Source organism: Alicyclobacillus macrosporangiidus CPP55 (assembly GCF_000702485.1).
Lineage (GTDB): Bacteria > Bacillota > Bacilli > Alicyclobacillales > Alicyclobacillaceae > Alicyclobacillus_H > Alicyclobacillus_H macrosporangiidus_B.
In genome coordinates, this window is the sequence record NZ_JNIL01000001.1 from 2,612,512 (window position 1) to 2,625,609 (window position 13,098).

Sequence of the window (13,098 nt, forward strand, 5' to 3'; positions counted from 1 at the left end):
GACGGCGGCCGGTGACGCCGTTCTATCGTTCGCTCCGCAGCGTCCTCTGGCCTTCCCCCGCGCCGGCGCCGCGCCGGCGCGCCTCCAACGATCCGTACCGTTCAAACAACTCCTCCCGCGTCATCCACATCAGCCTCATCTCGAGCGGCTGTGCCCCGCGGCGCAGCCGCGAGAACCCCTCGGGGTGATGCATGCCGAGCAGGAAGCTCATATACGCCTTCAGAAACCGGTTGGTGAACGTCGGGGGCAGGTCCTCGATGTGGAAACCGAGCATGTCCATACCCTTGTTGATCAGCGTGATCGCGAACACCACCTCGACGTCCCGGCAGCGGGGATCGTGCATCAGCGTCAGGGCGATGTCGTGAAACCCCTCCCGGGCTTCTCGCAGGCCGCGCAGCAGGACGCGGGGATTTTCGGTCGCGAAGGTGATGACGCTGTCGTTCTGAAAGTGGATGTCGAGGGCGATGGCGCCGTCCCGGACCACCACCCGCCCGTCCGCGTCCCGGCGCTCGCCGAGCCACCAGCGCACGAGGCCGAAGCGAAAGACGGAGTTGACGTCGCGCACGTGGTGGACGATGGTGAAGAGATATTCGATCACGCGCCACAACCCGATGAGCAGCCGCCGTCCCCAAGGGTAACGGGCGTGCATGGACCGCGCCTCGGCTTCTCGCCGCTGCCGGATCTGCTGCGCCTCCTCGGTCGTGACGAAGGTGTAGTTGAGCTGCCGGAGGTAGGTCAGGATGTCAGGGAGCGCCCGCAGCGTGTTGAGGGGCGCTCCATCCGCGCCACCGGCATCGTGGCAGAGCACGATGGCGCCGGGATGCGCCCCTTCTGTGACGCGGCGGGTGATGGCGGCGGCGTGATCGCCCGCGTTCCAGTCGATGGCCCGCACGGACCACAAGACGGGCGTCAACCCCAGGCGGGCCATCGCCAGGCGCTGCACCCAGTTGAACCCGCCCCAGGGTGGGCGGAACTGGGTCACGGGCCGGCCGGTGAGGGATTCGATGGTCCGCTTGGCCTCGGCGACATTTCGCCACGAGCGGAGGGGGCCGGTCAACCAGGCGTGCACATGGCGCTGCGCGTGGAGGGCGACCTGATGGCCTTCGGACACCATCCGCCGGATCAACTCCGGGTGTGCCTTCGCCCGTTCGCCGACGACGAAGAAGGTCCCCCGGACGCCGTGCTGGGCCAGGATGTCCAACACCTTCGGCGTGTAGCGAGGGTCTGGCCCGTCGTCGAACGTGAGGGCGATCACGCGCTGGTTCCGCGCGCTGCGCTTCAGCGTACCGATGCCGATGTACTTGCATACCAACTCCGCCAGCGGGGCATACGCGACGTACACCGCGACAACGGCTGCCACCCAGATCCACATCGGTAAGTGTCCTCCTCCTGTCTCATTCCGCCTGATACTTTACTATATCAAATATCACGGCGCGGCGGGGGTGTTGTGGGGCTTGCGCGGGGCCGGAGCGGGGGCGGAGCGGGCCTCATGATAACGTCGAAATGTTTCGTATCAATCCGACCCTCCGCCCGAATCCCATCAAAATCGTTGTCTATCGCCTTCTTGACACCTTATACCCTCAGGGGTATATATGGAGGCAGAACCATGCAGAGCGTTCATTCAACAGCCATAAACAAGACGATCCGAGAAAACGATGGAAGGGTGATACGGATGATGTTCACGACCAGCCAACAGGACGCCATTCGGACGCGTCTGGCGGACCTGGCCCGTCCGGTGGTCATCAAGTTCTTCGAGACCAGCCTGGACTGTCCCACGTGTCCGGAGATCCGGCGGTTGTTGCAGGAAGTCGCCGATTTGTCGGATCACGTGACGCTCGAGGTGTACAATCTGTACACGGATGACGAGGAGGCCCGGCGATACGGCGTGGACAAGGCGCCGGCCATCGTGTTGACCGACGAGCAAGGTGAGAATTACGGCATCCGGTTCTATGGAGCGCCTTCCGGCTACGAGTTTACCACGTTGCTGGAGGACATCCGGATGGTGGCCGACGGAGCATCCGGGTTGTCCGATACCACCAAGGCGCGGCTGGCCGAGCTGAAGCATCCGGTGGATCTGAAGGTGTTCGTCACCCCCACTTGCCCATATTGCCCGGCGGCTGTCCGCCTGGCGCACCAGTTCGCGTTGGAGTCGCCGCTGGTGACGGCCAGTATGGTGGAGGCGACGGAATTTCCAGAGTGGGCGAACCGGTTCAACGTGTACGGGGTGCCGAAGACGGTGATCAACGACTCCGAGGCGTTGTCGCTTGAGGGCGCGGCGCCAGAGGCGACGCTGCTCGATCAGGTGATGCAGACCCAGGCCTGAGGACCCTGGCGGAGGATGCGCGGCGGCGGGTGTGACGCGGCACCCGCTGCCGCGCCGCTGTCCCGCCTCTGCCATGCCGATCCGCGCGACACCACGCCGGGCGCTGGACACCGAAGGGAGGGGTGCGGATGCCCCGCAGCAAAGAGGAAGCCTTTAACGAAATTGTGCGGCGCGTGCGGAAAGAGTGTTTCGGGAAAGGGCCGGAGCGGATTCAGACCTATTTCATCCACAACATGGCGATCTCGCTGCTCTACGGCAACCTCACGCCGACGGAGAAATTCATCAGCCAGACGCCGGAGGGGGCCGAGATGGTCCGCGCCGCCCGGACCAAGATGATCCAGCAGCGGTACGCCCAGATGGTGCCCGAGGGAATGGAGGAACTGGTGGGATCGCGGCTTCTGTATCTGTTTTCCGACTTCAAAGTGGAGGCGGACATGGGGGTGTCCGTCTTCATCTTCGAGCAACCCATCCAAACGGACCATTCGCATCCTCCATCTGAGCGGTAGGCGGGCTTCACAAAACTGGTCCAATCGGACTATAATGATGGCGTTGTCCGTGGCGGACGCATGGTCGGGTTCCGTGCATCCGCTACGTTCGATGCCATTTTCGCTGACTGGCCCGCCTGTAGGGTGCTGCAGGCGCGCAGAGCGGCGCAGGGGAAGACGTGTGTCTTCCCACTGTGCCGCTTTTGTTTTTTCACGGGAACAGGCCAGCAGCTCCAGAGAAAAAGGGAGGGAGAAGAGGATGAGCAATTTCTTGAAGCCTGCCGAAATCGCGGCTGCGGCGGTCCAGGCGGGCGAGGAGAAAGCCCGCGCCGCGGCGGGCAAGTTGTTGGTACTGGGTTTCTTGGCAGGGGCGTTCATCGCGTTGGGGGCTCTGTTTGACATCCGGGTCACCGCCGCGATGCCGGAGAGCGCTGGCACGTTGAAAGCGCTTGTCGGCGGCGCCGTGTTTCCAATCGGCCTCATGTTCGTCGTCATCGCGGGCGGAGAACTGCTCACCGGCAACATGATGACGCTGCCCATCGCGGTGCATGCCAAACGCGCCACCCTGGGCGGGCTCGCGCGCAACTGGTTCTGGGTGACCATCGGCAACCTGGTGGGGTCCCTGTTTGTCGCGTGGGTGTTCGGCGTGGGCGCCAGGATGCTCACCACGGCGCCGTACGACAAAGCCGCCGTCGCCATCGCGGTGTCCAAGGCGACCCTGCCGTTTGTGCCGACGGTGCTGTCGGCCATCGGGTGCAACTGGCTGGTGTGCCTCGCGGTGTGGATGGCCATGGGCGCCAAAGACATCGTGAGCAAGATCTTCGCCATCTGGTTCCCCATCATGGGCTTTGTTGCCATCGGCTTCCAGCACGTCGTCGCCAACATGTTCTTCCTGCCGGCCGGTCACTTCGCCGGGGCGCCCATCACCTGGGGGCAGATTGTCGTCGAGTGGATCGGCGCGTTCATCGGCAACGCTATCGGCGGTTGGCTGTTCGTGGCGAGCGCCTACTGGTACGCGTATCTGCGCGGCGAGGCGCCCGCGCGTGAAGCCGATCAGGGGACGCCTGCACGAATCTGAAGGGGGACATGGACTCATGGAACTGGACCTTCAGCCCAGTCTGGCAGACACCGGGACGCAGGAGATCACCGTGTACATCGACGGGGAACCTGTGCGGGTCTCCGACGGAACCCGATTGATAGACGCCATTGCCTTGCGGGATGAAAAATTCCCGCACATCTGCTATCACCCGGCCCTCGGGCCGATTGAGACATGCGACACGTGCATCGCGGAGGTGGACGGAGAGCTGGTGCGCGCCTGCAGCACGCCCGTGCGCGATGGCATGAAGGTGCGCACCAAGTCCATCGCTGCCCGCTGGGCGCGCAAGGAGGCGATGGATCGCATCCTGCGCAACCACGAGCTGTACTGCACCGTGTGCGACAACAACAATGGCAACTGCGTCGTCCACAACACGGCGATGGCCATGGAGATTGACCACCAGGCCTATCCGTTTGAGCCGAAGCCCTACGAGGTCGACGCGTCCAACCCGTTCTACCGGTACGATCCGAATCAATGCATCCTCTGCGGCCGCTGCGTGGAGGCCTGCCAGAACCTGCAGGTCAGCGAGGTGCTCTCCATCGACTGGTCGCGCGAGCGGCCGCGCGTCATCTGGGACAACGATGTGCCCATCAACGAGTCTTCGTGCGTCTCCTGCGGCCACTGCGTCACCGTGTGTCCGTGCAACGCCCTGATGGAGAAGTCGATGCTCGGCGAGGCAGGGTTCCTCACCGGGATCGAGAAGGACACCCTGCGCGGCATGATTGAGATCACCAAGCAGGTGGAGCCGGGGTACCGGCAGATCTTCGCCATCTCGGAGGCGGAAGCCACGCTGCGCGAGGCGCGCATCCAGAAGACGAAGACCGTGTGCACCTACTGCGGCGTCGGGTGCAGCTTTGACATCTGGACCAAGGGCCGCAAGATCCTCAAGGTCGAACCGCAGATGGAGGCCCCGGTCAACCAGATCTCCACCTGCGTCAAGGGCAAGTTCGGCTGGGATTGGGTGAACAACCCGGAACGCATCCTGCAGCCGATGATCCGGCGCGGGGACGCCTTCGAGCCGGTGACCTGGGACGAGGCGCTGGATACCATCGCCCGGCGCCTGAACGAGGTCCGGCAGCAGTACGGAGACGACAGCATCGCGCTCATCTCCTCGTCCAAGACCACCAACGAGGAAAACTACCTGATGCAGAAACTGGCCCGTGCCGTGCTGCACACCAACAACATCGACAACTGCTCCCGCTACTGTCAGGCTCCGGCCACCGAGGCCATGCGGCGCACCATGGGCTACGGCGGGGACTCCGGTTCCATCACCGACATCGCCAAGGCGGAGTTGGTGATCATCGTCGGCGCCAACACGGCCGAGTCCCACCCGGTGCTCTCCACGCGCATCCGGCGGGCACACAAGAAGTTCGGGCAGAAGCTCATCGTCGCCGACCTGCGCAAGAACGACTTGGCGCAACGGGCGGATGTGCACCTGCATCCGCGCCCCGGCACCGACCTCATCTGGCTGTCGGCGGTCACCAAGCACCTCATCGACACCGGCCGGTATGACAAGGCGTTCGTGGCGCAGCGGGTGAACGGATTCGACGAGTATGTGAAATCCCTGGCGCCGTTCACGCTGGAATACGCGGAGAAGATGACCGGCATCCCGCGGGAGCAGTTGGAACGGACGGCCGACATGATTGCGGCCGCCGGTTCGGTGGCCATCTGCTGGGCGATGGGCGTCACGCAGCACAAGGGCGGCACCCACACCAGCACCGCCATCTGCAACCTGCTCCTGGTCACGGGCAACATCGGCCGTCCGGGTACCGGGGCGTACCCGCTGCGCGGCCACAACAACGTCCAGGGCGCGGGCGACTTCGGCTGCGCGCCGGCGATGCTGCCGGGTTATGAGCGCGTGGACGATCCACAGGTGCGTGCCAAGTGGGAGCGCGCCTGGGGCGTGTCGCTGCCGGTGAATCCGGGGCTCGACAATCACCAGATGGTGGACGCCATCCACGAGGGCAAGGTCCGCGCGATGTACCTGGTCGGCGAGGACATGGCCATCGTCGACTCCAACGCCAACTACGTGCAGGCGGCGTTTGAGAAGCTCGACTTCTTCGTCGTGCAGGACGTGTTCTTCTCCAAGACGGCGCAGTTCGCCGACGTCATCCTGCCCGCCGCGCCCAGCCTGGAGAAGGAGGGCACGTTCACGAACACGGAGCGGCGCATCCAGCGCCTGTACCGGGTGCTCGATCCGCTCGGCGAATCGAAGCCCGACTGGGAGATCATCCAGCTCGTGGCGAACCGGCTCGGCGCGAACTGGAACTACACCTCTCCGAAGGAGATCTTCGAGGAGGCCTGTGGCATCACCGAGTTGATGAAAGGTGCCACCTATGAACGGTTGGAGGGCTACCGCAGCCTGCAGTGGCCGGTGCTCCCCGATGGCACGGACTCGCCGCTGCTGTACACTGACGGGTTCCCGCTGCCCGGGGGCAAGGCGCGTTTGGTGCCCGTGACGTGGACGCCGCCGGTAACCACGCCCGAGGAGTTCGATCTGCACCTGAACAACGGCCGCCTGCTCGAGCACTTCCACGAGGGCAACCTGACCTACCGCGTGCCCGGCATCCGGCAGAAGGTCCCGAGCACGTTCGTCGAAGTGTCGCCGGAGCTGGCGCGGGAGCGCGGCATTGAGGACGGCATGCTGGTGCGGTTGGTCTCGCCTTACGGGGCGGTGAAGATGCGCGCGGTGGTGACGGACCGCGTCTCCGGCAAGGAGCTGTACGTCCCGATGAACTCGCCCAAGGACGAGGAGGCGGTGAACCTCCTGACCAGCAGCGAGGCGGATACCGCCACGCACACGCCGGCGTACAAGGAGATGAACGTCCGCCTCGAGGTGCTCGATTTCAAAGCCCGGCCGGCCATCGTCAAGGGCAATCCGCGGCTCGGGCGCCCGAATCCCCAGCCCGGCGTCCAGGTGGAGAAGAAGTGGGCCCGGGCCGACTACCGGCCGCTGACCGGCAAGGTCCCCGTCGGCACAGGCCAAGAGAGGTGAGCTGAATGGCGAAACCGATTCCGGTGTTGCATGTCCCCGCACCCTCCCGGGAGGACGCAGAGAAGGCGGCGCTCGACGCCTTGCGCGACAGTGTGGCGCAGGACGCCGAGGCCTTGCAGCAGGCCCTGCGCGTCGTCCGCGGCCTGCACGAGCGCGGACTGCTCGAGCTCACCGCCGCGGCCCTCGAAAAAAGCGACGACCTGCTCCGCCTCGTGGTGGAGCAGGTCAACCAGCCCGGGGCGCTCCGCCTGCTGCGCAACGCCATCACCCTGTTGCAGCAGGCGGGCGCGTGGGACCTGGAGAAATGGGGGCCGCTCCTGGAAGGTGCCACCGCAGGCATCCAGGAAGCTCAGGCCCATCCGCCCAAGCGGCCGCTGGGGGTGTTCGGACTCCTGCATCTGTTGTCCGATCCGGACGTCAGCCGCGCCCTGCACACCCTCTTCGGCGCGCTGAAGGGGATGGGCCGGGCGTTGGGCCAATCCGCTGGCGAAGAGGGATGAGACATGGCTACACCGGCAGGATCCTGCGAAGCGTCGGATTGGCTGCCTGTCCGCCAGGACCGTACTCTGTGGGCCTTCCGCGACGGGCAGTTCCAGCAGACGGACGATGTCGTCGCGGCGGAATACGCCCTGACCATCTGGGTCAACGACCAGGAGATGGCCACGGTGGTCTGCACGCCGGAGCACCTGGAGGACCTGGTGGTGGGTTTCCTGGCCTCCGAAGGCGTGATCCGCCGCCTGGACCAGTTGTTGGATCTGCAGATCGCCCGGCAACGGGGGACGGCGCGGGTGCGCACGGCCACGTCCGTCACGTTCAACCAGGCGTTTTACAACAAGCGGTACATCGGCTCGTGCTGCGGAAAGGGCCGGCAGATGTTCTACTACTACAACGACGCGCAGCTGGCCAAGCGCGTCGACGACCCGGTCCGCATCCGGCCGGACCAGGTGCTGGCCCGAATGCAGGAGATGGAGGCCCAGGCCGATCTGTGGCGAGAGACGGGCGGCGTGCACATGGCGAGCCTGTGCACCCCGGACGGGCTCGTCCTGTCGCGGGCCGACATCGGGCGGCACAACGCGCTCGACAAGCTGTACGGGCATGCGCTTCGCCACGGGATGGACGTGGCCGGCCACGTGATCACGTTCAGCGGGCGGCTCTCTTCGGAGGTGCTGCTCAAGGTCGCGAAGATTGGCGTCGGGGTGGTGATTGCCAAATCGGCCCCCACGGCGCTCGCCCTCGACATCGCGCAGGAGACGGGGGTGACGGCCATCGGCTTTGTCCGGCACGGGGGCTTCCACGTCTACACCCACCCTTGGCGCGTGGTCGGTGCCGGACCCGGCGCGCCGGCCGATCCCTCGGGCCCCGCTCGTCCCGCCCATGACCTGCCGCTTCCGAGATGACGATCCCGCCGCGTCCGCCGCGTGCCCGCCCCCCGGCACGATGCCGCGCCACAACGGCGGCGCCGGCGATGGCCTTACGCATGCGGGCGGGCGGCGCGGCGGCGGGCATGCCCGGCGGTGATGGGGAGAAACAGGTACAGCACGCCCATGATGAGGATGACGGCGGCGCTGGCCAAAAACGGCGCGTTGGGGCTGAAGACGTCCCACATCAGCCCGCCGACGTAGGGCCCGGCCGCGGAGCCGAGCCCCTCCACCGTCATGAAGACGCCCCAGAGGGCGCCTTTTTTGTCGGGATCGATGCTGTGGTCGAGGACCGCGTTCCAGGCCGGGAGGATGAACGCATAACAGCCGCCGAGCAGGGCCACCGTGACGTAGGTGAGAGGCAGCGTGTGAAACCAGGGGTACACCGCGAGCAGCCCCCCGGCGATGAGAAATCCGCCGACGAGAAACGGCCTCGGCCCGGTTCGGTCCACCAGGTGCCCGGCCGGGATCAGCAGGGCGACCGTCAGGGCGCCTCCCGCAACCAGAATGGTGCTGTAGCGCGCGCCGCTGATGCCGAGGACCACGCGGGCGTACACGGACAGGATGGGGATCAGGGACGCCACCGCGAAGGTCTGCGCGAACATGCCCGGGAACAAGAATGCCACTTCGCGCACGTTGCGCCAAAGGGATCGCCAATACCTTCGATCCGCCGGCGTCCGCCACCCGCCCGGCCGCGCGTCGGCGGAAGAACCGGCCGAAGCGTCGGCGGAAGCGTCTGACGCGGTCAAAGCGGAGGAACCGACTGAAGCGGTCAAACCGGCTGGAGCGGCTGCGCTGGAAGCGGCGGAACCGGCTGGGCCTCGGCCGGGCCGGGCCGGCGCCGCTTGGCCTTCGTTCGCGAAGCGCCCCGCGGGCCAGCGGACGAGCACCCAGGCGAGCACGAGGCCCAGGGCCACCACGCCGGCCAGCACGAAGAATGCCAGCGCGTCCCTGCGGCCGGTCAGGAAGTTGATGATCACCGGCCCCAACCCCGTGCCCCCCAGCCAGAACATGTACATGTAGCTCATGAAAGCGGCGCGTTTGTGCTCGGGGGTGGCGCGCCCGATGGCGGAGACCACCGAGGGCCACATGGGCGTGGCGCCCATGCCGTAGGCGGCCATGCAGAGGATCAGGCCGCCCACCGTGTGCACCTGGGACATCGCGACCAGCGATCCCAGGGCGATGGTGAAGCCGGCCAGGATGGCGGGGCGCTGTCCGACGTGATCGACCAACCATCCCGCGGGCGCGCGCAGGGCGTTGTCCACCAGGTAGTGCACCGACAGCGCCAAGGCCGTCCACTCCATCGCAAAGCCGAGGACCGTGCGCCCCCACGTCGGCAACAGAGAGAAGGTCAGCGCTCCGCGCACGAACTCCGATAAGGACAGGGAGACGAACACGCCCAACAGAAAAGGCTGAAACAGCTCGGGTTCCAGCCATCCCTTGAGGCGGTCAACCGCCTGGTGTGTCCACGTGGCCACCCAATCCCTCCCGCGGGCGATGCGCCGCGGGGGGCATCGCCTGTCACTGGTAGGAATAGTTTGCCCGGGTTCGGTCTCGATTTGCGAGTTCCATCAGATTCTCTGCGATCCGCTCGGCCGCGTGCAGTTGGCGCACGCCGAGGGCACGCTCCTTCATGCGGATGCGCTTCTCCGGGTGGGCGATCAGGAGATCGTACAGGTGATCGAAGATCTCGCGCCGGTTGCGCGCCAGGACCGCCACCCCGGAGCGGACGAGAAATTTCGCGTTCTGCACCTCCTGGCCGGGGATCGGGCGGTACAGCAGCATCGGCACCTGCAGGGCCAACGCCTCCGAGATGGTCAGTCCCCCCGCCTTGGTCAGCATCAGGTCGGCGATGGCCATCAGCTCCCAGATCTCGTGCACGAAACCGTACACCTGGACCGGGTTCATGGCCTTGGGGAGCAATTCCTCCAGGCTCGTCTTCAGCCGCCGGTTGCGGCCGGTGACGATGATCACCTGGATCCGGTGGTGCCACTGGAACAGTTGTTCGCACACGTGGTACAGGTCTCCCATCACGCCGTAGGCGCCGCCCATGATGAGCAGGACCGGGATGTCCGGGGAGATCCCGTATTTGTCGCGGAGTGCCGCGCGATCGAACGTCTGGAGGAACGCCGGACGGATGGGGATCCCCGTCACCAGCACCGACTCGTTCGGGATCCCGCGGGCCAGCAGGCCCCGGCGCACGTGTTCCGAACCGACGTAGTACATGTCGGTCAGCGGATGGATCCACTGGCTGTGGATGGCGTGATCGGTGATGGCGATGGCCGTCGGCACCGACGTGCGGCCCATTTGCTTCAAATGCGAAACGACGCCGGCGGGCGTCGGGAACGTCGAGAGCACCACATCCGGCCGAAAGGCGCCCAAGGTCGCCTCCATCTCGTCCAGCCCCAGGGAGTTGAGCTGGCGCTGCAGGCGCGAGGAGGGCGGAATCTGGCTGGTGCCTTTGTAGAACCACCCGTACAGGGCGGGGGCGAAGCGAACGCTTTTCAGGTAGCAATACCGGACCACCGAGTCGAGCACCGGATGGATGGACTTGATGTAGTCGACCACCTTCACTTCGGTCTCCGGGCTGAGCTCGGCCAGAGCGTCCCGTACGGCGTACGCGGCTTGCTGGTGACCCTCGCCGTATGTCGCCGAAAGAATGAGCAATCGCTGAAACCGGGACACGCTGGAGCACCCCTTTCGTGGGAATCCAAGTCATCGCCCGGATGGACCCGCACAGGCCCACCGGCGTACAGGGTCGCACCCGCTCCAATACATCGTTAACGATCTTTCATCTTAGAAGCGGCGCGGGGAAGAGAACGTCCACATTATACCATACTGCCGGGTTGTCCATTCCGGCGGCGGCGCATGGACCGTTCTGGTATACTAAAGGCACGAATGATGGAGATAGGAGCGTGACCCTGTGGGCCGACTGCACGTCCTGGACCACCCCTTGATTCAGCACAAACTGACGTACATCCGCTCGAAGGACACCGGCACGAAGGAGTTCCGCCAGCTCGTGCAGGAGGTCGCGATGTTGATGGCCTACGAGATCACACGCGACCTGCCGCTGACCGACACGACCGTCGAGACGCCCGTGGGCCTCGCCCACTGCAAGGTGATCGAGGGCAAGACACTGGCGCTGGTGCCGGTGCTGCGGGCGGGGCTCGGGATGGTGGACGGCATCCTCGCGATGATCCCGAACGCCAAGGTGGGCCACATCGGCCTCTACCGGGACCCGGAGACGCTGCAGCCGGTGGAGTATTACTGCAAGCTGCCGCCCAATGTGGAGGAGCGGGATGTCATCGTGATCGATCCGATGCTCGCCACGGGCGGCTCCGCGGTGGCGGCCATCGACGCGGTCAAGGAGCGCGGTGCCACCGCCATCAAGCTGATGTGCCTGGTGGCGGCGCCGGCCGGGGTGCAGCGGGTGCAGTCGGCCCATCCGGATGTGGACATCTACGTCGCCGCGGTCGACGACGGGCTGAATGATCACGGGTACATCGTTCCCGGCCTCGGCGACGCGGGGGATCGGCTGTTTGGCACGCGCTGACGGGATGCGAGGAGGTACACAGGTGAAGGCTTCGATTCGGGTCATGACCGTCTTCGGGACGCGGCCGGAGGCGGTGAAGATGGCGCCCTTGGTGAAGGCGCTGGACCGCACCCCCGGGATCGAGTCCTTGGTGTGCGTCACCGCCCAGCACCGGGAGATGCTCGATCAGGTGCTGGAGGTGTTCGCCGTCCAGCCGGACGACGATCTCGACATCATGGAGCCGAGCCAGACCCTCGGCACCATCACGCGCAAGGCGCTGCAGGGGCTGGAGGACGTCATCGAACGGCGGCGCCCGGACATCGTGCTGGTGCACGGGGACACCACCACCACCTTCGCGGCGGCGCTCGCGGCATTTTACCACCAGGTCGCCATCGGTCACGTGGAGGCCGGACTGCGCACCTACGATAAGTACAGCCCGTTCCCGGAGGAGATGAACCGCCAGTTGGCGGATGTGTTGTGCGACCTGTTCTTCGCCCCGACCGAATGGGCGGCCGGCAACCTGCTGCGGGAAGGCAAGCCGGCCGAGCGCATCTTCGTCACCGGCAACACCGTCGTGGACGCCATGGCGACCACCGTCCGGCGCGAGTACCGCCACGAGGTCCTGGACCAGATCCCGGCCGGGGCGCGGATGGTCTACATGACCTCGCATCGCCGCGAGAACCTCGGCGAACCGCTGGAGAACATCTGCCGCGCAGCGCGCGAGGTGGTGGACCGGTTCCCGGACGTGCACCTGGTGTACCCGGTGCACCTCAACCCGCGCGTGCGGGAGACCGCGTTCCGGGTGCTCGGCGGCCATCCGCGGATCCATCTGATCGATCCGCTGGGCGTCGTCGACAACCACAACTTCATGGCCCGCGCGACGCTCATCCTCACCGACTCGGGCGGGATCCAGGAGGAGGCGCCCTCCCTCGGCGTGCCGGTGCTGGTGATGCGCGACACGACCGAGCGTCCGGAGGGCATCGAGGCGGGGACGCTGCGGTTGGTCGGGACCGATCGGCACGCCATCGCCGGCGAGGCGGCGCGCCTGTTGTCCGAGCGGGAGGCGTACGAAGACATGGCCCGCCGCAACAATCCCTACGGCGACGGACGCGCGTCCGAGCGGATCGTGCAGGCGATTCTCCATTATTTCGGTTGCGGGCCGCGGCCGCAGCCGTTCGTATACCAACCGCTGCGGCAGACGGACGTGCAGCACTCTTGAGGCGGCGGCCGGGGCCTTGCCGCCGGCCGA

Annotated in this window: 11 protein-coding genes; 8 read left to right on the plus strand and 3 right to left on the minus strand. The window is 66.1% G+C overall.

What is annotated here, in order from left to right; all coding sequences use genetic code 11:
* Positions 1-22: 22 nt before the first annotated feature.
* Positions 23-1,372, minus strand: coding sequence for a polysaccharide deacetylase family protein (locus tag N687_RS22290; protein ID WP_051663230.1), 1,350 nt, complete (start codon positions 1,370-1,372; stop codon positions 23-25).
* Positions 1,373-1,672: 300 nt separating this feature from the next.
* Here N687_RS22290 and pdo point away from each other — a divergent pair, with 300 nt between their 5' ends.
* The 6 genes from pdo (at position 1,673) to fdhD (ending at position 8,296) form a co-directional block, all read left to right on the plus strand.
* Positions 1,673-2,323, plus strand: coding sequence for a protein disulfide oxidoreductase (gene pdo / locus N687_RS0113105; protein WP_231493474.1), 651 nt, complete (start codon positions 1,673-1,675; stop codon positions 2,321-2,323).
* 128 nt (positions 2,324-2,451) lie between these two features.
* Positions 2,452-2,829: a DUF2294 domain-containing protein gene (locus tag N687_RS0113110; RefSeq protein ID WP_029422278.1), complete on the plus strand. Its 378-nt coding sequence runs from the start codon at positions 2,452-2,454 to the stop codon at positions 2,827-2,829.
* Between the two features lie 238 nt (positions 2,830-3,067).
* Positions 3,068-3,886, plus strand: a complete 819-nt coding sequence (locus N687_RS0113115) for a formate/nitrite transporter family protein (RefSeq protein ID WP_029422279.1) — start codon at positions 3,068-3,070, stop codon at positions 3,884-3,886.
* Positions 3,887-3,902: 16 nt separating this feature from the next.
* Entirely contained in the window at positions 3,903-6,899 is a 2,997-nt protein-coding gene (fdhF, locus tag N687_RS0113120) for a formate dehydrogenase subunit alpha (protein ID WP_029422280.1), read from the plus strand.
* Positions 6,900-6,904: 5 nt separating this feature from the next.
* Complete coding sequence (locus tag N687_RS0113125; RefSeq protein ID WP_029422281.1) at positions 6,905-7,399, plus strand: DUF1641 domain-containing protein; 495 nt, start codon at positions 6,905-6,907, stop codon at positions 7,397-7,399.
* A gap of 3 nt (positions 7,400-7,402) precedes the next feature.
* A complete protein-coding gene (gene fdhD, locus N687_RS0113130) occupies positions 7,403-8,296 on the plus strand; it encodes a formate dehydrogenase accessory sulfurtransferase FdhD (RefSeq protein WP_081841380.1) in 894 nt (297 codons plus the stop codon).
* A 74-nt stretch (positions 8,297-8,370) separates the two neighbouring features.
* Here the strand turns inward: fdhD and N687_RS21165 are convergent, their stop codons facing one another.
* Together N687_RS21165 and N687_RS0113140 are read right to left on the minus strand one after the other, a co-directional pair.
* Positions 8,371-9,795, minus strand: a complete 1,425-nt coding sequence (locus N687_RS21165) for an MFS transporter (RefSeq protein WP_035462264.1) — start codon at positions 9,793-9,795, stop codon at positions 8,371-8,373.
* Positions 9,796-9,838: 43 nt separating this feature from the next.
* Positions 9,839-11,002: an MGDG synthase family glycosyltransferase gene (locus N687_RS0113140; protein WP_029422284.1), complete on the minus strand. Its 1,164-nt coding sequence runs from the start codon at positions 11,000-11,002 to the stop codon at positions 9,839-9,841.
* Between the two features lie 238 nt (positions 11,003-11,240).
* Between N687_RS0113140 and upp the strand changes: the two genes are divergently transcribed.
* Positions 11,241-11,870: a uracil phosphoribosyltransferase gene (gene upp / locus N687_RS0113145; protein ID WP_029422285.1), complete on the plus strand. Its 630-nt coding sequence runs from the start codon at positions 11,241-11,243 to the stop codon at positions 11,868-11,870.
* Between the two features lie 43 nt (positions 11,871-11,913).
* Entirely contained in the window at positions 11,914-13,068 is a 1,155-nt protein-coding gene (gene wecB, locus N687_RS0113150; RefSeq protein ID WP_029422286.1) for a non-hydrolyzing UDP-N-acetylglucosamine 2-epimerase, read from the plus strand.
* The last annotated feature ends 30 nt before the right edge of the window (positions 13,069-13,098 follow it).